This window comes from Streptosporangium album, assembly GCF_014203795.1.
GTDB lineage: Bacteria > Actinomycetota > Actinomycetes > Streptosporangiales > Streptosporangiaceae > Streptosporangium > Streptosporangium album.
On record NZ_JACHJU010000001.1, the window covers coordinates 2,990,774 to 3,009,686 of the forward strand.

Consider the following 18,913-nt stretch of genomic DNA (forward strand, 5'->3'; position numbering starts at 1 on the left):
CATCGGAGGGGGTGAAAAGCCCTCCGAACAGGTCGACTGAGACCCAAACTGAGACCTTGACGCACGAAAGCCCGCTCCGAGATGGAGCGGGCTTTCGTGTTACGGCTGGTGAACCATGGCGGAGGATAGGAGATTCGAACTCCTGAGGGGTTGCCCCCAACACGCTTTCCAAGCGTGCGCCCTAGGCCAACTAGGCGAATCCTCCGTGGAGAAGCTTACCGAACTTTCAGCAGTGCGTGGACCGTGTATTCGGCACCCCGAGCACTCCGTTCAGAGGCTAGACTGTCGAAGGACCCCTCGCGCGGCGTCATCCTGTGAACCTCCCCAGGGCCGGAAGGCAGCAAGGATAAGCAGGCTCTGGCGGGTGTGCGAGGGGTCTCTTCGTTTCAGGCCCCTCGCAGGTGGGAGCGTCGCATGAGTCTTGCGCTCTACCGCAAGTACCGGCCCGGGACCTTTGCCGAGGTCAAGGGGCAGGAGCACGTCACCGAGCCGCTGCGACAGGCGTTGCGGAGCGGCCGCATCAACCACGCCTACCTGTTCAGCGGGCCACGCGGATGCGGCAAGACCTCCAGCGCCCGGATCCTGGCCCGCTCACTGAACTGCGAGAAAGGCCCGACCCCCGACCCGTGCGGGGAGTGCGAGTCCTGCGTGGCCCTGGCCCCCACCGGTCCCGGCCACCTCGACGTCATCGAGATCGACGCCGCCTCGCACGGTGGCGTGGACGACGCCCGTGACCTGCGTGAGCGGGCCTTCTTCGCGCCGGTGTCGTCGCGCTTCAAGATCTACATCATCGACGAGGCGCACATGGTGACCCGCGAGGGTTTCAACGCGCTGCTCAAGCTCGTCGAGGAGCCCCCTCCGCACCTGAAGTTCGTCTTCGCGACCACCGAGCCCGAGAAGGTCATCGGGACGATCAAGTCCCGGACCCACCACTATCCGTTCCGGCTGATCCCGCCCGCGGCCCTGCGCACGCTGATGGAGGAGATCCTCACCTCCGAGAAGGTCCCGTTCGAGCCCGCCGCGCTTCCGCTGGTGGTCCGGGCGGGTGCCGGGTCGGCACGTGACTCGCTGTCGATCCTCGACCAGCTGTTCGCCGGATCCGACGAGGCGGGCATCACCTACGCCCGCGCGGTCTCCCTGCTGGGCTACACCGACGGCGACCTGCTCGACGACGTGGTCGCCGCCTTCGCCGCCCGCGATGGCGCACGGGTGTTCCAGGCTGTGAACCGGGTGATCGAAGGAGGGCACGACCCCCGCCGGTTCGCCATGGACCTGCTGGAGCGCTTCCGTGACCTGGTGATCCTGGCCAACGTCCCGGAGGCGGCCACCAGCGGGCTGCTCGACAGGCCCGCCGACGAGCTGGAACGGCTCCAGGCGCAGGCCGTCTCGATGGGCCCGGCCGAGCTGACCCGGGCCGCCGAGATCTTCAACGCGGGCCTGACCGAGATGCGCGGCGCGGCCTCGCCCCGGTTGCTGCTTGAGCTGATGTGCGCCAGGACGCTGCTTCCCGGGGTCGCGCAGGGCGAGGCCGCGCTGCTGGCCAGGCTGGAGCGGCTGGAGAAGGGCGGTGTCGCGGCGGCCCCCGCCGCACCCGCTCCGGTGATCTACGCGGCGCCGGTCCCCCAGTCGCCACCCCCCGTGCCGGCGGTCGCCACCGCCGCTCCCGCCGCTCCCGCCGCTCCCGCCGCTCCCGCGGCTCCCGCCGATCAGTCCCGTGCCCAGGGCAACGGGGACTGGCCTGCCGCAGCCAGGCCCGGCGCCTCCATTCCGCAGCCGCAGCCGCAGCAGCCGCAGGCACAAGCCCAGCCCCAACAGGCCGCCGGAGCGGTCTCCGGGGCGGGGGCCGGGGCCGTCCAGCAGGCGTGGCCGCAGGTGCTCGGCGCTCTCAAGCAGCGCAGCATCGTCGTCTGGGCGAACGTGAACACCAACGCCCAGGTCGTCGGGGTCGAGGGCAAGGTCCTCACCCTCGGGTTCACCCAGGTCGGCGCGGCGAGAAACTTCACCGGCGGCGGCAAGGACGTGGTGGTCGCGGCGGCGCTGCAGGACGTGCTGGGAGGCGCCTGGAAGGTCGAGGCCGTCGTGGTCGGCGGCGGTGGCCCCGCCCCGTCCGGTGGCGCCCGTCCTCCTGCGCGGCCACCGCAGAGCCCGCCCCCACCGCGTCAGGACGCTCCCTCCCGTCCGGACCCCACGCCGGCTCCGGCGGCTCCGGCGGCTCCGGCCGTTCAGGAGACCCCGGCCGCTCCGGCCCGGCAGGCTCCGCCCGCCACCGACGAGTCCTGGCCGGACGCGCCGCTCCCCGACGACCCCGGTTCGCCGCCCACTCCTGCTCCCGGTCCGGGCCTGGCCGCCGCACGCTCGGCGGCCAGGGCCGCCGCCCAGTCGGGCCCCAGAGCGGCCGGTGGCACCAAGGCAGCCTGGCCGGACGCGGTGCCGTCCCGTAAGCCCGCTGTCGAGACCGATGACGTCGACCCGCTGAACGACGCGGACGCCGACGTCGACGCGCTCACCGGCATGGCCCTCATCCAGCGCGAGCTGGGCGGTCAGATCATCGGCGAGATCGACCACACCTGACACTCGGCCGGTCAGGTCCGCGGCCCTCCGGCGGCCCCGCCTGGCAGCCGGTACGGCATGTGTGCCCTCCTGGCGTTCCGCGCCCTGGCTCTCCGTGCCCCTTGCGCGCCGAGGAGACGGCCGACGGCGCGGCGGCCGTGTCGGGCGCTTCCACCCCGACCGCCGGCTCTCAGAGGGGGAGTGCGTAGGGTGATTGAACAAACACGCCATGTGTGCGGCCTGCGTTCGGCTAAGTTCAGGAACGCACGCCGCCGTGTGCGGCCGCTTCGGTGCGTGTCAGGTCGGGTCCCGGACGTCTGGAGGGGGGCCGGGACCCGATCGGTGGTTTAACACCCCTCCCTGGGGAACACGTGCGACGCCCAGTACAACACCTGGCCCGAACCCCGTAGGCTCGTGGCGACCGATGTCACGGACGAGGAGCACAACGACGGTGAACCCAGGGGATGTCAACCTGCAGCAACTGCTGGAGCAGGCACAGCTCATGCAGCAGCAGCTTGTGAGCGCCCAGCAGGAGCTGAACGACGCGGAGGTCGAAGGCTCGGCGGGCGGCGGACTCGTCGTGGCCACGGTCAACGGCGGCGGCGAACTGCTGGAGCTGAAGATCAGCCCGGAGGCCGTTGATCCGGGTGATCCTCAGGAGACGGCCGACACCATCGCCGACCTGGTCATCGCGGCGATCCGGGATGCCGTGCGCGAGGCCGCCGACCTCCAGCAGGAGAAGCTCGGACCACTCGCACAGGGGCTGGGCGGCGGGAGCGGGCTCGGCCAGCTGCCCGGATTCTGAGTCATGTACGAAGGGGTTGTCCAGAGCCTGATCGACGAGTTGGGCATGCTGCCCGGCGTCGGTCCCAAGAGCGCGCAGCGGATCGCGTTCCACCTGCTGGCCGCGGAGCCGGCCGATGTCAAGCGGCTCGCCCACGCCCTGCTTGAGGTCAAGGAGAAGGTCCGTTTCTGCCGGGTCTGCGGAAACGTCGCAGCCGAGGAGGAGTGCCGGATCTGCCGTGACGTCCGGCGCGATCCCCAGGTGATCTGTGTCGTCGAGGAGTCCAAGGACGTCGTGGCGATCGAGAAGACCCGCGAATTCCGTGGCCGCTACCACGTGCTCGGCGGGGCGATCAGCCCGATCGACGGGATCGGCCCCGAAGACCTCCGCATCCGCGACCTGATGACACGCCTGGCCGACGGCCAGGTGACCGAGCTGATCCTCGCCACCGATCCCAACCTCGAGGGTGAGGCAACGGCGACCTATCTCGCCCGTCTGGTCAAGCCGATGGGTCTGAAAGTCACACGACTGGCCAGTGGCCTGCCGGTAGGCGGTGACCTCGAGTATGCCGACGAAGTCACCCTGGGCCGCGCGTTCGAAGGAAGGAGGTTGCTGGATGTCTGACGCATGGAGTGCTCTCGCCGAACGGATCGCCGAGCACGCGGAGAACTACATCGACGGCCTGACCAGGCTGGCCGGCGGCGAGGGCGGAGACGCCATCCTGCCGTTGCTGCTGGTGGAGGTGGCCCAGGTCAGTTCGGCGGGCGCGCAGCTCGGTGCCAGCCAGGACGTGATCCTGTCCGGCAACTGGGAACCGCACCTGAGCGAGGACCCGGACGTCGACGCCGTCCGTACGGCCCTCGCCGAGCGGTTGGGTCCGGTGGACGACTACGCCGAGGTCTTCGACCCCTACAAGGACACCGTGGTCACGCCGTACCGGCTGTCGGACGACCTGACCGCCGTGGCCGCCGATCTCCTCCACGGCCTCCGGCACTACCAGGCCGGTCGCCCGCTGGAGGCCCTGTGGTGGTGGCAGTACTCCTACTTCAACACCTGGGGAAACCACGCCGGAGCGGCGATGCGCGCACTCCAGGCGCTTGTCGCGCACACCCGGCTCGACGTGGCGGAGGAGCGCACAACGGTGTGATCGTCCACATACTGGCCGGACCCGGGGTGATCTACCGGAGCGCCAGTAGAATGTGAGCTCCACAGCCCTAGATTGCTTCGGAGACATCTCGTGGCGCTCGTTGTTCAGAAGTACGGTGGTTCGTCCGTCGCCGACGCGTCCTGCATCAAGCGGGTCGCCCAGCGGATCGTCGCGACGAAAAAAGCCGGCAACGACGTCGTGGTGGCCGTCTCGGCGATGGGCGACACCACCGACGACCTGCTGGACCTCGCCCAGCAGGTCTCGCCGCTGCCACCGGGCCGCGAGCTCGACATGCTGCTCACCTCCGGCGAGCGCATCTCGATGGCGCTGCTGGCGATGGCGATCGCCAACCTGGGTTACGAAGCCCGGTCGTTCACCGGCTCCCAGGCCGGGGTGATCACCACGTCCTCCCATGGCCGCGCCCGCATCATCGACGTGACGCCCGGCCGGATCCAGGGCGCGCTCGACAACGGCCAGATCGCGATCGTGGCCGGGTTCCAGGGCGTCTCCCAGGACACCAAGGACATCACCACGCTTGGCCGGGGCGGTACGGACACGACCGCCGTCGCGCTGGCCGCCGCCCTGAACGCCGACGTGTGTGAGATCTACACCGACGTGGACGGCGTCTTCACGGCCGATCCCCGCATCGTCCCCGTCGCCCGTAAGATCCCCAAGATCTCCTATGAGGAGATGATGGAGATGGCGGCCTGCGGTGCGAAGATCCTGCATCTGCGCTGCGTGGAGTACGCTCGCCGTTTCAACGTGCCGATCCACGTCAGAAGCTCGTTCAGCAACAAGGAAGGCACGTGGGTCGTCTCCGACCCCGACAGTGAAGGAACAGAGATGGAGCAGCCCATCATCTCCGGCGTCGCGCACGACCGGAGCGAGGCCAAGATCACCGTTGTCGGGGTGCCCGACAAGGTCGGCGAGGCTGCCACGATCTTCAAAACGCTCGCGGACGCCGAGGTCAACATCGACATGATCGTGCAGAACGTGTCGGCGGCGGCGACCGGCCGGACGGACATCTCCTTCACGCTGCCCACGACCGACGGTTCCACGGCGCTCACCGCACTGAAGAAGATCCAGGAGCGCATCGGCTTCGAGTCGCTGCTCTTCGACGACCAGATCGGGAAGGTGTCGCTGATCGGGGCGGGCATGCGCTCGCATCCCGGCGTGACCGCGACGTTCTTCGCCGCCATCGCCGACGCGGGCGTGAACATCGAGATGATCTCCACCTCGGAGATCCGCATCTCGGTGATCGTCGGGCAGGACGAGGTGGACTCGGCGGTCACCGCCGCCCATCACGCGTTCAATCTCGACGCCGACCAGGTCGAAGCTGTGATCTACGGAGGTACCGGCCGATGAGCCGCAAGCCCACCCTCGCCCTGATCGGTGCGACCGGTGCCGTCGGCACCGTCATGCGCGACATCATCTCCAACCGGCCGGACGTCTACGGCGAGATCAGGCTCGTCGCGTCCGCCCGGTCGGCCGGCAAGGTCCTCCAGGTCCGCGGGGAGGACGTGGTCGTCCAGGAGATGACCCCCGAGGTCTTCGACGGCGTCGACATCGCCATCTTCGACGTCCCGGACGAGGTCTCCGAGACCTGGGTGCCGATCGCCGCCGAGCGCGGCGCGGTCGTCGTCGACAAGTCGGGCACCTTCCGGATGAACCCCGAGGTCCCGCTGGTCGTGCCGGAGGTCAACCCGGAGGCCGCGCGCAACCGGCCGCTGGGCATCATCTCCACCCCCAACTGCACCACGCTGTCGATGATGGCCGCGATGAGCGCGCTCCACGAGCAGTACGGCCTGCGCGCGCTGGTGGTCGCCTCCTACCAGGCGGTCTCCGGCGCGGGCGTGGCCGGTTCGGCCCGTCTCTACGACGAGGTCGAGGCCCTCGCGGGCGACCGGACGATCGGGCAGACCGCAGGCGACGTGCGCAAGGTGCTGCAGAACAAGCTGGGCGAGGCCGAGTCGCCGTTCCCCGCGCCGGTGGCGTTCAACGTCGTGCCATGGGCGGGGTCGTTGAAGGACGGCGGCTGGGCCTCCGAGGAGATCAAGCTCCGCAACGAGTCCCGGAAGATCCTGGGGATCGACGACCTGAAGGTCTCGGCGACCTGTGTCCGCGTCCCGGTGATCACGACCCACTCGCTGGCCGTGCACGCGACCTTCGAGCGCGAGATCACCGTCGCCGACGCGCACCGGATCCTGGAGGCCGCCCCGACCGTGGTCGTCATGGACGACCCGGCCAACGGGGTCTTCCCGACCCCGGCCGACGTCGTCGGCACCGACCCCACCTATGTGGGCCGTATCCGCCAGGCGCTCGACTTCCCGAACACCCTGGACCTGTTCGTCTGCGGGGACAACCTCCGCAAGGGGGCGGCCCTGAACGCCGCGGAGATCGCCGAGCTGGTCGCGGCCGAGTTCGCGTAGCCGCGTCCCTTCCCGCCGTGAGGCGGGAGCGTCTCTCTCGCCGTACGGCGGCGCCGAACCGAACGTCGCCGTACGGCTCCGCACGACATACCGGAGCCCGTACGGCTCCGCGGGAGCCGTACCGTGCGGAAGCCGCTGACATCAGCGGAAGAGGATGTCCCAGTGGTCGGGCTCGCGGGCGTAGACGGTTCCCCCGTCGCGGTAGAGGGGAGCCCCGTCGCCGCGGACGGCGTCGGGGCGCTGTCCGTCCGTGATGTAGTCGCTGATGCAGCGGTTGGGTCGGATGTCCAGCTTGTAGCCCCGGTGATGGCTGTAGCGGCCGGGAGAGTGGCCGACCTCGGTGCCGCCGGTGACGACGACCGGGCACTTGCTGTCGCGCTTCAGGTCGATCACGTCGGCCACGGTGGCGGCCCGTACCGCCTGCAACGAGGTACAGTGTCCCAGCCTGCGGTCGGTGCATCCTCCGGACGACTTCCAGCGCAGGCCGGCGGCCTTGAGGCGATGGAAGGCCTGGGCCTGGCCGAGCCGTATCGGCTGGTCGGGTTTCGTCTCCGTCGTCTTCCGGACCGTTGCCACCTGCTGGTGGGGGCTCTTGGAGGAGCGCTGGGCGTCGGCGGTGGGGGTCTGGGCGACCGCGCCCCGGGCGTCGGCGGGATGGTTCACGGTGGAGGGGGACACGGCCACGACGGCGGTCGACGGGGGCGAGGTGTCCGCCGAGGCGGTGCCGTACGAGGCCACCGTTATGAGCGATGTCTGCAGGGCCAGGAGCACGATGATCGCCGACCGCGCAGCCTTCTGTTTACAGGGAGGTGTCCCCATCGTTTTATCCCTTGTGACAGGAGCCCTCCCACCAGAAGAATCAATCCCACATTGCAACCGGTATGACCCCTCTGTGCGGGGGGATTTTGTCCTGTGATGGTGATCATCGTGCGGCGCGATGACCTAACGAGGCCCCGGGTCGTACAGTGACGAATGTGGCCGAGCCGACCCAGCAGAGAAGCCGTGGATCAGACAAGACCCGCGAAGTCATCGTGGAGACGGCCCTGAGGCTGTTCCGCGAGCGCGGATACGAAGCCACCACGATGCGGGCCATCGCCGCCGAGGCGGGAGTCTCGGTGGGCAACGCCTACTACTACTTCGCCTCCAAGGAAGCCCTGGTCCAGGCGTACTACGACAGAGCGCAGACCGAGCACGAGGCCGCGTGCGAGGAGTTGCTGGCCACCGAGCGGTCCTTCGCCCTGCGGCTGGACGGTGTGCTCCGGGAGTGGGTGCGTGTCTCCGAGCCGTATCACGAGTTCGCGGTGAAGTTCTTCAAGCACGCGGCCGAGCCGAGCAACCCCCTCAGCCCGTTCAGTGCGGAGTCGTCGCCCGCCAGGAATTCGGCGATCGAGATCTACCGCAGGGTGGTGGAGGGATCGGCGGACCGGATGGACACCGAGCTCCGTGCCGAGCTGCCCGAGCTGCTCTGGCTGCTGTCGATGGGGGTCGTGATGTTCTGGGTGCACGACACCTCGGAGGGGTGCCGGCGGACCTATCGGTTCATCGAGCTCAGCGTGCCGATGGTGGACAGGCTGGTCGGGCTCTCCCATCTGCCGGGTCTGCGCGGCGTCGCCCGTGACTTCATCGCGGGGGTTCACGAACTTCGGGCGTGACGTCTGGGCGAACCACAAGAATTCCAGTAACGGAGACATTACCCTCGGTGGTTACTTTGGTGACGAGTTCGAGGGAGTCTCATGGGCTGGGTAACCGTACTGGTCGTGGCGGCTGTTGCGATCCTGCTGATCGCGCTTCTCGTGCTCAGGCGGAGGGGGAAGACGGACGACGGCAGCGGCGCCGCGTCGGTGGACTTCGCCGCCAACCTCGCGCTCGCCGTCTACCTGCTGGTGCTGGCCTACGCCGCGGTGCTCTGCCGCGACGCGCTCGCGACCTCGCAGACCGACGTCCAGGCCGAGGCGGAGACGCTGACCGAGATGTACTGGTCGGTGGCGCCGATCCCCGAGGCGGCCCCCATCCGGACGCAGATCCGGCAATACTCCGCCCAGAGCGCCGAGCTCGACTGGCCGCTGATGGCCAAGGGGGAGATGTCGCCGATCCCCACCAAGATGCTCAAGGACCTGCGTGCCGCGACGATCCAGCTCCGGCCGGTCGGCGAGCAGGGCAAGAGTCTCCAGCAGGACGCGCTCACCCATGTCTCCGAGGTCGCCCACGCGCGTTCTCTCCGCGCGGACGACGCCGGGTCGGGGCTGGAGGCCATCTTCGTGATCTCCATGCTCATCTCCGGCCTGCTGGTGATCGCGCTGCCCTGGACACTCGGGGCGAGGCCGACACTGCCGTCGATCATCGGTGACGTCGTCAGGGTCGCCGTGGTCGTCATCGGTATCGGCTTCATCATGCTGATCAGCCATCCGTTCAGCGGGCTGAGCGCGGTCGGGCCGGATGCCTTCACTACGGCGCAGCAGCAGTACGACCAGATCGACTACCGCTTCCCGGTGCCGCCCACGGCGGAGTAGCGGCACACGGAAGAGCCCGCCGGCGGATGTTCACCGGCGGGCTCTTCCGTGTGTCGCTACCGGCGTGCCCTGCCGTTGAGTGCGGCGACCGCGGTGACCGAGATGACGCCGGTGAAGACCACCAGGATGACCAGTCTGCGATCGGTGCCCTGGCGCCGGTCGGCGAAGCGGTTCAGCACCATCTGCCGCTCCAGGAGGCGGGGTGAGACGGACGGCCTGATCGGCCGGGGGGTGGGGGGTGGGGTCGGAGTCGGTGGGGGGAGGAGCGGTGGGAGGGCGGCCCGGCGCGGCGGCGAGGGCGGCTCCGCGGGTGGGGTGACGGACGGCCGGGGCGTGGGAGGGGCCGGGAGCACGGGCGGCGGCGGAGGCGGGGAGGGCGGGGACGGCGGAGGAGGCGTGGGCGGCGGGGGCGCGCTCGGAGGCGTGGGCGGCGGGGGCGCGCTCGGCGGCGGAGGCTCGGGTGCGGGTTGTTCCGGGATGGGATTCGCCGGCTCCGCCGGTGCGGGCTCCTCCGGATGCCCGGGCTCGGGACGCTCCGGTTCCGCCGGTCTCGACCCGTTGCCGAGGGTCACCCGCAGCAGGAAGGGGGGCCCGCATGCCGGAACGGAGATGCGGAGCAGCCATTCGCCGCGCTCCGTCTCCTGGCACGGGGCCGGGGGATCGTCTCGGTCATGGGCGAACGCCGCGGTTCCGGCGGATCCGGCCAGCGCGGGTGCGGCCACACAGGTCGTCAGGACCGCCGCGCCCAGCAGACCCCGCCATCGTCTCATCGTCACCCAAAGGTTCTAACATCTTACGCAAAGTTATGGAGGGATAAGCGGATGTACGGTAAAGATCGTTCCCTCTCTACGTACCGTCCGGTTGGTATGGTCGATCTCTTGACGACTCCTCATGGGAGTTGGGCAAGCTACATCAGAATGTCGTTCTAGAGATGTTCCAGGAGCATGGAGGCGACACGATGGCTACGGGCGCACGCTGGGGGATGACGATCCCCTTCTCTGACCGCACGCTCGCCGAGTCCAGGGAGCTGGTCGCCGAGCTGCCCGGACTCGGCTATACCGACGTCTGGTCCGCCGAGGTCAACGGCGTCGACGGCTTCGTGCCGCTGGCGCTGGCCGCCGAATGGGCCCCCGGCGTACGGCTCGGCACCGCGATCGTCCCGGTCTACACCCGGGGGCCGGGCCTGCTGGCCATGTCGGCCGCCACGCTCGCCGACCTCGCCCCGGAACGGTCCGTCCTCGGCATCGGGGCCTCCTCTCCGGTCATCGTCGAGCGGTGGAACGCCGGCGAGTTCGTCAAGCCGTTCGCCAGGACCCGAGACACCCTGCGCTTCCTCAAGAAGGCTCTCGCGGGGGAGAAGGTCACCGAGAAGTACGAGACGTTCGAGGTCAAGGGCTTCAGGCTGGAGCGCGCCCCCAAGGTCCCGCCGAAGATCGTGCTCGCCGCCCTGCGGCCCCGCATGCTCCGTCTGGCCGCCGCCGAGGCCGACGGCGCGATCACCAACTGGCTCTCGCCGCAGGACGTGCGGAAGGTCAGGGCCGAGATCGGGCCGGAGACCGAGTTGATCGCCCGGCTGTTCGTATGCGTCAGCGAGGATGCCGGCAAGGTGCGTGAGCTCGGCCGGCGGATGCTCGCCGGCTACCTGACCGTCCCGGCCTATGCGGCCTTCCACGACTGGCTGGGGCGCGGTGAGGTGCTGCGGCCCATGCGCGAGGCGTGGGCCGCCGGCGACCGGCAGGCGGCGCTACGGGCCATCCCGGACGAGGTCGTGGACGCGCTCGTCGTGCACGGTGACGCGGCGACGTGCCGGGCCAGGGTTCAGCAGTACGTGGACAGCGGGCTGGACACCCCGGTGCTCGCCCCGATCCCCGGCGGGGAGATCCCGATCGCGCAGGCCGTACGGGATCTGGCGCCCGGACGGAGGTGACAGTGATGTGGCCCACTGCGGGGAACGCCGTCCGGAGATCACGCGTTATATCGTGAGGCGGCCGGGTAGGAGGCCGCCAGACGAACGTGCTTCCAAGGAGGTTCCCCCCATGGCTAAGGCGGCGCGTGCGGCACAGGCCTGGCGGACGTACAAGACCGTGACGGAGCCGGGGTCCCCCGGCCTCGGCACCCGGCTGAGAGCCATCCCGAAGATGGTCGGCGCGGTGATGCGCGGGCAGTATCCCGGCATGGGCAAGAGCAAGCTGGCCATGATGGGCCTGGGCGTGCTCTACATCCTCTCGCCGATCGACATCGTCCCGGACTTCCTGGTGCTCATCGGGGTGGCCGACGACTTCGGCGTCTTCCTGTGGCTGATGGGCTCGCTGCTCGGCGAGAGCGGCCGTTACGTCGACTGGGAGCGCAAGCAGGTCAGAGCTTTTCCATCCTGAGCCAGGCGCGGGAGGGGAGCGGGTGGCCGAACAGGCGGGCGGCGTTGCCGTAGGCCACCCGGGCGATGTCGGCGGCCGGCAGGCTGCCCAGGTTCGTCGTCACCGCCTGCTGCGTGTCGGGCCAGGTGGAGTCGGAGTGCGGGTAGCCACTCTCCAGCAGGACGTGCTCCAGCCCCACGGCCAGGCGCACCCCTGACAGAGCGTGGTCGTTGAGCGTGCCGAAGAAGAAGTTGCGGCGCAGGACCTCGCTGGGCTTCAACCCGCCGTCCCAGGCCGCCTCGCCCGCGACCGGGTGGTCGAGGGCGTAGTCGGCCCGTTCGGCCAGCATCGGCAGCCAGCCCACGCCGCCCTCCAGGATCAGGATCCGCAGCGCGGGAAAGCGCAGCGGCACGCCCGACCAGAGCCAGTCGGCGCAGGCGAACATGGCGCTCGTCGGCATCAGCGTCGTGATCGCCTCGATGGGGGTGTCCGGAGAGGGCACCGGAGCCCAGGAGCCCGCTCCGGTGTGCAGGCAGACAACGGTGCCCGTCTCCTCGCAGGCCTGGAAGAACGGGTCCCAGTGGTCGCTGTGGATGGACGGCAGGCGCAACCGGGTGGGGAACTCGGGGAACAGGACGGCCTTGAAACCGCGGGCCGCGTTGTCCCGGATCTCCTTGGCCGCCGTCTCGGGATCGGTCAGCCAGGGAAGCTGCAGGGCGATGATCCGCTCCGGGTAGGTGCCCGCCCAGACGTCGACGTGCCAGTCGTTCCACGCCCGCAGGACCGACAGGCCCAGTTCCTGGTCGCGGGTCTTGGCGAAGACCATCCCGGCCTGCCCGGCCAGCATGCCGGGGAAGCACAGCGCCGCCCAGACGCCGGCGCGGTCCATGTCCTCGATCCGGGCCTCGATGTCGTGGCAGCCGGGCCGCATCTGCTCGAACCGCACCGGGTCGAGCGTCCACTGCTCGCGTGGCAGACCGGCGCCCACGTCGAGCCCGGCGCACGGGTAGCTGGCCCCGCCGTACCGCCAGACCTGGTGACCCGCGTCGGTCTCCACCACCTTGGGTGCGAGGTCCGCGTATTTTTCGGGGAGTCGTCCCTCGAACATGTCGGGCGGCTCGATCAAATGATCATCGGCTGAAATGATCACATAGTCCCGCCGCCTTGGCTCGGGGTCGGGCAGCAGCGGCGTAGTCACGCGGTAAACCGTACGTTGCTGGCATAACACTCATCAAGCCGGAGGGTCACGGTTTGGGCCGTGACGTCCGATACCGCATGCCGCGGTGTCGACCTTGCGGTTTTACTCGTCAAGCCGCGGGGCCTCCGCTTGGTATCTCTGTCGTCCGTCATCTACCCAGAGATCGTCCAAATATCGGGATTTTTCAGAAGATGATGCCGATGAACGCCGGCGACCTCCCCACCGCGCCTCGCGCAGTCCCTAACCTGTCCAGCGGCGGATGCCTGACGACGGGGGGAACATGCGGAGGACGGTCCCGGTGCGGGGGGACATCCCGTACGGCGTGCGTATGGTGCTGCTGGCCGTCCTGGCGCTGTCCAGCGTCGTCGTCCTGGTGAACCAGGATCCACCCCACCGCGACGCGGAGGAGCTCATCTCCGACCTGCGCGCGGGAAACGTGACCAAGGTCGTCTACGACCGCGACTGGCCCGCCTACGGCACCCTGACCTGGTCCGGCGGTCCGCTCTCCTGGAGCCAGGCCCGCTTCGACGAGCCCGGCGACGTCTGGGACCACCGGACCGCCGAGCTGGTCCCCGCGGCCCTGGAGCGCCGTCAGGGCGCCTTCCTGGCCCGGGTCCGGGCCGTCGCGGCGCCTTCGGTGGAGATCGTGCTCTCGGAGGGTTCCGGCTGGTCCGGTCCCGGAGGGCTCGTGGGCTCACCCGCCTACGCGCGCTGGTGGGGGCCGTTCGCACCGGTCGCGACGGCGGCCGAGGTCCTGGCGTGGCTGCTGATGCTCACCCGCCGGGATCACCGCTACGCCGGCCGCTGGGCGTGGTTCTGGATGTTCCTGGCCGGGGGGTCGCTGGCCTACGTCCTGCTGGAGCCCCGCCCGCTGTGGCGGGGGCCGTACGGGACGCCGGCCGAGCGGACCAGGCTGGACGGGACACGGGGGTTCGTGCTCGCGCTGACCGTGATGTTCGGCATGGGCATGGTGAACGCCCTCTCATGAAGGAAGGTAAAGAGGTAGTAAAGAAGGGTGGTCTCCAACCCGGTTGAGGTGCGTGACGGCTGGCGGATCCTCGGCCTTGTCGTCCGTGTCGTGCTGCTGCTGGCCCTGCTCTGGGGTGCCCTGGTCGCCGTGCTCAGCTCCAGCCCCTCCCCGCGGACGCCGGGCGAGTTCCGTGCCGCCGTGGCCGCCGGCCGGATCTCCAGCATCGGCTACCGGACGGTGGGCGAGGAGCTCTATCGACTGCGATGGGCAGAGGGCCCGCTGATCTGGCATGAGACCAGCACGGTGCCGATCGGTGACGGTCCGCAGATCTACTCCATGGCGGAGTTCCAGAAGGACGTCGCCGGGATCCCGGAGAGGGTGAGCCGGCTGGACGGCACGGACGACAGCAGGGGGATCCTTCCCGGCTGGCCGTTCAGGGCGCCCACGCTCGGCGGCATCCAGTGGATCGGCGCGGCCTGGTTTCTCAGCTTTCTCATCATGCTCGGCTCGGTGCCCAGGCTGGGCAACCGGTGGGCGTGGTTCTGGCTGTTCACCGTCGGGCAGATCGGCGCGATCGTGTTCCTGCTGCTCGAACCCCGCCCACTCTGGTACGGGGCCGGGAGGCGGCCCGCGCCCCGGGGAAGGTTGACCGGCGGCCAGGGCTGCCTGGCCTCGATCGGTCTGGGGTTTCTCTCCGCGGCGGCCGCGGCGGGCGTCGGCTGGCTCGCGGGACTGGTCCTGGGCTGACCCGTCCTCCGCCGTAACGCGTTTGCGCGTCGCGATCCAGCTCAGATAGTGTCACCGTCTCCAGAAGTGGACGCATGAAGAGGGAGGTGAGACCCATTACCGCTGTAGCAGGCCGGGTGCTCTCCTCTCACGGCCGTACGGTCCACCCGGCATAGGTGACCGAGAGAGCGCCCTTCGGCATTCCGAAAGGCTCTCATGTCGCTTTCCCCGTCGCCTCTCCCCGAATCCGTCATCGCCACCAGGCTCCGGACCGCCGGCTGTGTCTTCGCCGAGGACGAGGCGCGGTTGCTCGTCTCCACGGCACGGACGCCCGACGACCTCGCCGCCATGGTGGAACAGCGGGTCGCCGGCCTGCCCCTTGAACACGTCCTGGGCTGGGCGGAGTTCTGCGGCCTGCGGATAGCCGTGGCCCCCGGAGTCTTCGTCCCCCGCCCCCGCACCGAGTTCCTCATCCGGCAGGCCGTCGCCCTCGCCCGACAGGCCGCCGGTCAGGTGCCCGCCGGGCCACGACCTGTCGTCGTCGATCTGTGCTGCGGCTCGGGTGCGATGGGCGCCGCGCTGGCCGCGGCCCTGGGGGAGGTCGAGTTGCACGCCGCCGACATCGACCCCGCAGCGGTGGACTGCGCCCGCCGCAACCTCGCCGCCGCCGGTGGCCGGGTGTACGGGGGGGACCTCTACCAGCCGCTGCCCGCGACGCTGCGGGGCCGTGTCGACATCCTGATCACCAGCCCGCCCTACGTCCCCACCGAGGCGATAGGGCTGCTGCCCCCGGAGGCCCGCGTGCACGAGCCGCAGGTGGCGCTCGACGGCGGTGCGGACGGGCTTGACGTCGTGCGGCGGGTGATCGCCGAGGTGCCACCGTGGCTGGCGCCGGGCGGCCACCTGCTGGTCGAGACGGGCGAGCGCCAGGCGGCGCAGACCGTCGAAGCCGTCGCCCGTGCCGGGCTGGTCGCGCGGATGGTCAATTCCGAGGAGCTGGACGCCACGGTCGTCATCGGAACCAGGCCCGCCCTCCGGAGGGGGGACGGGGCCTGAGCCGTCCGGTTCCCGCCGGATCAGACGTCGGCCGGCTGGGCTTCCTTCCTCCGGCCCTCCTCGGTTCTGAGGTCGGCGACTTCCCTGCGGATCAGCAGGGCCCAGCCGCCGACAGCGATCCCGATGAACAACCACCACTGCACGCCGTACGCCAGGTTGAGCCCGCCGCCCTCGCCGACGTCCGGTTCGGGGATCGGCGCGGGTGCGGCGGCGGCCTTGGGCGCCTGAGCGGTCAGCTCCACGTAGCCGCCGAGAAGTCTGTACGGCAGGCCCCGCCCGATCGCCTCGGTGTTGATCAGCAGGACCTGGCCCGGGGGGAGGCCGGGGCGGTTCTGGATGCCCGAGGACTCCTCGGTCTCGCTGGGACGTATCCGGCCGGTGACGGTCACCTCACCCGTGCTCGGCGCGGGGACCTCGGGAAGGGTGTCGGCCGTGGCTCCGGCCTTGACCCAGCCCCGGTTCACCAACACCCCCTGGCCGTCGCCGGTGTTCAGCGGGGTGAGCACGTAGAAGCCGAGCACGCCGTCCTGGGGGCGGCGGCGGACCAGGAGCTGGTGGGCCGGGTCGAACGTCCCCGTCGCTGTCACGGAGCGGTATTTGTCCTGTGCGCGGACGCTGCCGCCGGGTGTGGTGAGCCTCCCCACGGGCACCGCCGCGGCTGCCAGGTTGGCGGTCGTCTGATGGCTGCTGGCGGACCGCTCGTCATAACGCCCGAACTGCCATCGGCCAAGGAACACGAAGGCGGGGATGACCAGCAGCACCACCACGTGGAGCGCCATCCATCGGGGAGTCAGAAGAAACCGGTACACGCCCCCAAGGGTAGGCACCGTGAACACCGCCCTCTCCCCCGACCATGCCTTTCGCCGGAGCCGGGGGCTCCGCGCTCAGCCCCCGGCACCATCCGCACGCACCGCGACGCCGGGGCGGACGCCCGGCCCGGGGCGCGGGGTGACCTCGCGGGGACCGGCGACCTCGTGGCCTTCGGCGCAACGGAAGTGCTGTTCGACGGGGGCTCCGCAGCCGCGGTGGGTGAGGAGCACCGGGGGGCCCTCCTGGTCGGCGAGATACCGGTCACCCCAGTGCATCAGCGCGATCAGGGCCGGATAGAGGTCCAGCCCCATCGGCGTCAGCCGGTATTCGTCCCGTTGTCGCTGGCCGGGCTCGCGGTAGGGGACCTTGCGGAGCAGCCCCTCCTCCACCAGCCGGGTCAGCCGGGCGCTGAGCACCTGCCTCGGGGCCCCCGTGGTGGCCTGCATGTCGGCGAAGCGCCGCACCCCCATGAACGCCTCCCTGAGCACGAGGAACGTCCACTTCTCGCCGACGATGGCCAGGGCGCGCTCGATGGAGCAGTTTTCCACCCGGGAGGGCACGGTGCCGAGGGCCGCCTCACTCATGTCCGCATCGTAAGTCGTCACGGCGTCACCTCCAACGGCCTCTAAGTCTAGTTGACATACTCAGCTATCCGGCGAGAGTCTAGGTCCATGTTGCGAACTCAGCTGGCGCGGGTGCTCCGCGATCCGGAGCGGAAGCCGCCCGGCGACGGCGTCGAGATCCGGCCCGCGAGGATGAACGACGAGGAGCGGCTCCGCCGTTTTCTCGCGGGACTGTCGCTGCGGACCCAGACGCTACGGTTCTTCACCGGGGTGAGCCGTCCGAGCGCGAGCATGGTCAGGGCGATGATCGCGGTGGACGGACGGCGGGACGTGCTGCTGGCCGTCCACGAGGACGTCGTCGTCGGTCATGCGATGAGCTTCGCGGGGAGCGGGTCCGACGTCGAGATCGCCCTGGTGGTGGCCGACGAGTGGCAGGGACGCGGGATCGGCTCCCGGCTCGCCCGCAGGCTGCTCCGGCGGGCCGGGGCCTCCGGGGCGCGGACGCTGGGGATGGACGTGCTCTGCGAGAACCGCACGGTGCTGTCGATGGTCCGCCGGGCATGGCCGGAGGCGACCATGAAGGCGACCTCCGGCACCGTCGAGGTGACCGTGGCGATGGACCCGTGACCTGACCCGCGGCCGGGTGGGAGCGGGAGTGCTATGGTCAACCTGCCGTGGAGTGCCGCCACGCTATTTGCGGAACAAGGTTCTGTTGCTTCACCATTGGCCTGTGAAGAGTGCCAAGAACGGACGTGACGGCCGCACCCGGATCATCGAGGGTGCCCTGCGCCGATTCAGTCAGGACGGTGTCTCGGCCACCACGCTCGCCAGCCTCCGCGAGGAGAGCGGTGTCAGCGTCGGGAGCTTCTACCACCACTTCGCCAGCAAGGAGCACGTCTTCGGCGTGCTCTATGCCGACACCCTCCAGATGTACCAGGAGGCCTTCCTCGCCGAACTCCGGCGCCACGAGGGGGCGAGGGAGGGCATCGAGGCCATCGTCGCGATGCACATGGCCTGGAGCGGCGAGAACCGTGAGCGGGCGCACCTGCTGATCAGTGAGCGTCCCCCCAAGCGCGACGAACCGGGCGGCACCGAGGTGTCGGACTCGCGCAGGGCGTTCTTCAAGCAGGTCTCCGAGTGGTGGCGGCCCCACATGAAGAACGGCCTGCTCCAGCCCGTCCACCCGACCATGTGTTACGTGCTCTGGCTGGGCCCGGCCACCGAGATGTGTCGACTGTGGTTCGCCGGGGCCCATCAGCCCACCGATGAGGAGGTGGCGGGCCTCTGTGAGGCCGCCTGGCAGAGCCTGCGCCAGCAGCCGGCCTGACCTCCGGCCCCTGTGGAGTCATGGCGCCGGGAGATCCGGAGACTCATCCCCTGAGTGCTCCGGCCCGGATCACGGGGGCTCTTCCGGGCCGGAGCGGTCTCAGTGCGCACCCGCCAGCTGGCGCAGCCGGCTGGAGACCCGCCAGGCCTCCTCGTCCAGAGAGATGTCCAGCCGCAGGTCCTGGCGGCGGCGCCGCAGGCCGGGTATCCGCACCCGGTCGCAGATGTCCAGCCTGCCCTCACGGGAGTAGCCAAACCCCAGCTCTCCGGGGAAGACCCGTAGCTCGTCCTGGTTGCCGCACCGAGGACAGGTCCAGGCGACCAGATCCGTTCCCCGGTTGTAGTCATGACAGGCGCGAAAATACTCATCGGGGCGGAAACGGGACTCACAGCCGAAGCAGGGGATCAACATCGCAGATCCTTTGGAGCGGATGGGTCAGCTCTATATGATTACCGCTCCCCGCTTGAGGTCCGCTTGCAGAACGCTTGC

At 69.8% G+C, this 18,913-nt stretch carries 21 protein-coding genes, 1 tRNA gene and 1 other RNA gene; 16 read left to right on the top strand and 7 right to left on the bottom strand.

Translation table 11 applies throughout. The features are described 5' to 3' along the window. Positions 1 to 116: 116 nt before the first annotated feature. Positions 117 to 205: transfer RNA gene (locus FHR32_RS14300), tRNA-Ser, on the bottom strand. An 83-nt stretch (positions 206 to 288) separates the two neighbouring features. Here FHR32_RS14300 and ffs point away from each other — a divergent pair. From ffs to FHR32_RS14335, 7 genes are all read left to right on the top strand, one after another. Then, positions 289 to 384, top strand: an RNA gene (ffs, locus tag FHR32_RS14305) — signal recognition particle sRNA small type. Between the two features lie 30 nt (positions 385 to 414). Further along, positions 415 to 2,571 (top strand): DNA polymerase III subunit gamma and tau, encoded by a 2,157-nt coding sequence (locus FHR32_RS14310; protein WP_184754748.1) that lies wholly within the window; start codon positions 415 to 417, stop codon positions 2,569 to 2,571. Between the two features lie 430 nt (positions 2,572 to 3,001). Further along, positions 3,002 to 3,355, top strand: coding sequence for a YbaB/EbfC family nucleoid-associated protein (locus FHR32_RS14315; protein WP_184754749.1), 354 nt, complete (start codon positions 3,002 to 3,004; stop codon positions 3,353 to 3,355). Between the two features lie 3 nt (positions 3,356 to 3,358). Next, positions 3,359 to 3,958, top strand: a complete 600-nt coding sequence (recR, locus tag FHR32_RS14320; protein WP_184754750.1) for a recombination mediator RecR — start codon at positions 3,359 to 3,361, stop codon at positions 3,956 to 3,958. Beyond that, positions 3,951 to 4,481: a DUF5063 domain-containing protein gene (locus FHR32_RS14325; RefSeq protein WP_184754751.1), complete on the top strand. Its 531-nt coding sequence runs from the start codon at positions 3,951 to 3,953 to the stop codon at positions 4,479 to 4,481. Before recR ends, FHR32_RS14325 begins: the two co-directional genes overlap by 8 nt. 90 nt (positions 4,482 to 4,571) lie before the next feature. After that, on the top strand, positions 4,572 to 5,846 hold the full coding sequence (locus tag FHR32_RS14330) for an aspartate kinase (protein ID WP_184754752.1): 1,275 nt from the start codon (positions 4,572 to 4,574) through the stop codon (positions 5,844 to 5,846). Then, entirely contained in the window at positions 5,843 to 6,910 is a 1,068-nt protein-coding gene (locus FHR32_RS14335) for an aspartate-semialdehyde dehydrogenase (protein ID WP_184754753.1), read from the top strand. Before FHR32_RS14330 ends, FHR32_RS14335 begins: the two co-directional genes overlap by 4 nt. Positions 6,911 to 7,051: 141 nt before the next feature. Here the strand turns inward: FHR32_RS14335 and FHR32_RS42955 are convergent, their stop codons facing one another. Beyond that, complete coding sequence (locus FHR32_RS42955) at positions 7,052 to 7,729, bottom strand: hypothetical protein (protein ID WP_221465406.1); 678 nt, start codon at positions 7,727 to 7,729, stop codon at positions 7,052 to 7,054. Between the two features lie 155 nt (positions 7,730 to 7,884). On the opposite strand from FHR32_RS42955, the gene FHR32_RS14345 reads away from it, so the two are divergent. Beyond that, on the top strand, positions 7,885 to 8,562 hold the full coding sequence (locus FHR32_RS14345) for a TetR/AcrR family transcriptional regulator (RefSeq protein ID WP_184754754.1): 678 nt from the start codon (positions 7,885 to 7,887) through the stop codon (positions 8,560 to 8,562). An 81-nt stretch (positions 8,563 to 8,643) separates the two neighbouring features. After that, a complete protein-coding gene (locus FHR32_RS14350) occupies positions 8,644 to 9,420 on the top strand; it encodes a bestrophin-like domain (protein WP_184754755.1) in 777 nt (258 codons plus the stop codon). 56 nt (positions 9,421 to 9,476) lie between these two features. Here FHR32_RS14350 and FHR32_RS14355 read toward each other — a convergent pair whose 3' ends face one another. Then, positions 9,477 to 10,196, bottom strand: a complete 720-nt coding sequence (locus tag FHR32_RS14355) for a hypothetical protein (protein ID WP_184754756.1) — start codon at positions 10,194 to 10,196, stop codon at positions 9,477 to 9,479. Between the two features lie 182 nt (positions 10,197 to 10,378). Between FHR32_RS14355 and FHR32_RS14360 the strand changes: the two genes are divergently transcribed. After that, a complete protein-coding gene (locus FHR32_RS14360) occupies positions 10,379 to 11,347 on the top strand; it encodes an LLM class F420-dependent oxidoreductase (protein ID WP_184754757.1) in 969 nt (322 codons plus the stop codon). A gap of 109 nt (positions 11,348 to 11,456) precedes the next feature. Then, on the top strand, positions 11,457 to 11,795 hold the full coding sequence (locus FHR32_RS14365; RefSeq protein ID WP_184754758.1) for a YkvA family protein: 339 nt from the start codon (positions 11,457 to 11,459) through the stop codon (positions 11,793 to 11,795). Here FHR32_RS14365 and FHR32_RS14370 read toward each other — a convergent pair. Further along, on the bottom strand, positions 11,776 to 12,972 hold the full coding sequence (locus FHR32_RS14370) for an amidohydrolase family protein (protein WP_184754759.1): 1,197 nt from the start codon (positions 12,970 to 12,972) through the stop codon (positions 11,776 to 11,778). The genes FHR32_RS14365 and FHR32_RS14370 overlap by 20 nt on opposite strands. 298 nt (positions 12,973 to 13,270) lie before the next feature. On the opposite strand from FHR32_RS14370, the gene FHR32_RS14375 reads away from it, so the two are divergent. The 3 genes from FHR32_RS14375 (at position 13,271) to FHR32_RS14385 (ending at position 15,724) form a co-directional block, all read left to right on the top strand. Next, on the top strand, positions 13,271 to 13,960 hold the full coding sequence (locus FHR32_RS14375; RefSeq protein ID WP_184754760.1) for a hypothetical protein: 690 nt from the start codon (positions 13,271 to 13,273) through the stop codon (positions 13,958 to 13,960). A gap of 27 nt (positions 13,961 to 13,987) precedes the next feature. After that, positions 13,988 to 14,689 (top strand): hypothetical protein, encoded by a 702-nt coding sequence (locus tag FHR32_RS14380; protein ID WP_184754761.1) that lies wholly within the window; start codon positions 13,988 to 13,990, stop codon positions 14,687 to 14,689. A gap of 195 nt (positions 14,690 to 14,884) precedes the next feature. Continuing rightward, positions 14,885 to 15,724 carry a putative protein N(5)-glutamine methyltransferase gene (locus FHR32_RS14385; RefSeq protein ID WP_184754762.1) on the top strand — a complete coding sequence of 280 codons (840 nt, stop codon included), beginning with the start codon at positions 14,885 to 14,887 and terminating at the stop codon, positions 15,722 to 15,724. Positions 15,725 to 15,744: 20 nt separating this feature from the next. Here the strand turns inward: FHR32_RS14385 and FHR32_RS14390 are convergent, their stop codons facing one another. Both FHR32_RS14390 and FHR32_RS14395 read right to left on the bottom strand, forming a co-directional pair. Continuing rightward, positions 15,745 to 16,533, bottom strand: a complete 789-nt coding sequence (locus tag FHR32_RS14390) for an SURF1 family cytochrome oxidase biogenesis protein (RefSeq protein WP_312882339.1) — start codon at positions 16,531 to 16,533, stop codon at positions 15,745 to 15,747. A 75-nt stretch (positions 16,534 to 16,608) separates the two neighbouring features. Next, positions 16,609 to 17,118 carry a winged helix-turn-helix transcriptional regulator gene (locus FHR32_RS14395; RefSeq protein WP_184754764.1) on the bottom strand — a complete coding sequence of 170 codons (510 nt, stop codon included), beginning with the start codon at positions 17,116 to 17,118 and terminating at the stop codon, positions 16,609 to 16,611. Between the two features lie 87 nt (positions 17,119 to 17,205). Here FHR32_RS14395 and FHR32_RS14400 point away from each other — a divergent pair, with 87 nt between their 5' ends. Beyond that, positions 17,206 to 17,724: a GNAT family N-acetyltransferase gene (locus FHR32_RS14400; RefSeq protein ID WP_184754765.1), complete on the top strand. Its 519-nt coding sequence runs from the start codon at positions 17,206 to 17,208 to the stop codon at positions 17,722 to 17,724. Positions 17,725 to 17,827: 103 nt separating this feature from the next. Continuing rightward, a complete protein-coding gene (locus FHR32_RS14405) occupies positions 17,828 to 18,424 on the top strand; it encodes a TetR/AcrR family transcriptional regulator (protein WP_184754766.1) in 597 nt (198 codons plus the stop codon). A 99-nt stretch (positions 18,425 to 18,523) separates the two neighbouring features. Here the strand turns inward: FHR32_RS14405 and FHR32_RS14410 are convergent, their stop codons facing one another. Further along, on the bottom strand, positions 18,524 to 18,835 hold the full coding sequence (locus FHR32_RS14410) for a hypothetical protein (RefSeq protein ID WP_184754767.1): 312 nt from the start codon (positions 18,833 to 18,835) through the stop codon (positions 18,524 to 18,526). Between the last annotated feature and the right edge of the window lie 78 nt (positions 18,836 to 18,913).

Excerpts from the sequence above, each read along its gene's own strand:
- recR (WP_184754750.1), top strand. The coding sequence starts at position 3,359 with ATGTACGAAGGGGTTGTCCAGAGCCTGATCGACGAGTTGGGCATGCTG.
- FHR32_RS14395 (WP_184754764.1), bottom strand. The coding sequence starts at position 17,118 with ATGAGTGAGGCGGCCCTCGGCACCGTGCCCTCCCGGGTGGAAAACTGC.
- FHR32_RS14310 (WP_184754748.1), top strand. The coding sequence starts at position 415 with ATGAGTCTTGCGCTCTACCGCAAGTACCGGCCCGGGACCTTTGCCGAG.
- FHR32_RS14350 (WP_184754755.1), top strand. The coding sequence starts at position 8,644 with ATGGGCTGGGTAACCGTACTGGTCGTGGCGGCTGTTGCGATCCTGCTG.
- FHR32_RS14360 (WP_184754757.1), top strand. The coding sequence starts at position 10,379 with ATGGCTACGGGCGCACGCTGGGGGATGACGATCCCCTTCTCTGACCGC.
- FHR32_RS14335 (WP_184754753.1), top strand. The coding sequence starts at position 5,843 with ATGAGCCGCAAGCCCACCCTCGCCCTGATCGGTGCGACCGGTGCCGTC.
- FHR32_RS14365 (WP_184754758.1), top strand. The coding sequence starts at position 11,457 with ATGGCTAAGGCGGCGCGTGCGGCACAGGCCTGGCGGACGTACAAGACC.
- FHR32_RS14410 (WP_184754767.1), bottom strand. The coding sequence starts at position 18,835 with ATGTTGATCCCCTGCTTCGGCTGTGAGTCCCGTTTCCGCCCCGATGAG.
- FHR32_RS42955 (WP_221465406.1), bottom strand. The coding sequence starts at position 7,729 with ATGGGGACACCTCCCTGTAAACAGAAGGCTGCGCGGTCGGCGATCATC.
- FHR32_RS14325 (WP_184754751.1), top strand. The coding sequence starts at position 3,951 with ATGTCTGACGCATGGAGTGCTCTCGCCGAACGGATCGCCGAGCACGCG.
- FHR32_RS14385 (WP_184754762.1), top strand. The coding sequence starts at position 14,885 with ATGTCGCTTTCCCCGTCGCCTCTCCCCGAATCCGTCATCGCCACCAGG.
- FHR32_RS14400 (WP_184754765.1), top strand. The coding sequence starts at position 17,206 with ATGTTGCGAACTCAGCTGGCGCGGGTGCTCCGCGATCCGGAGCGGAAG.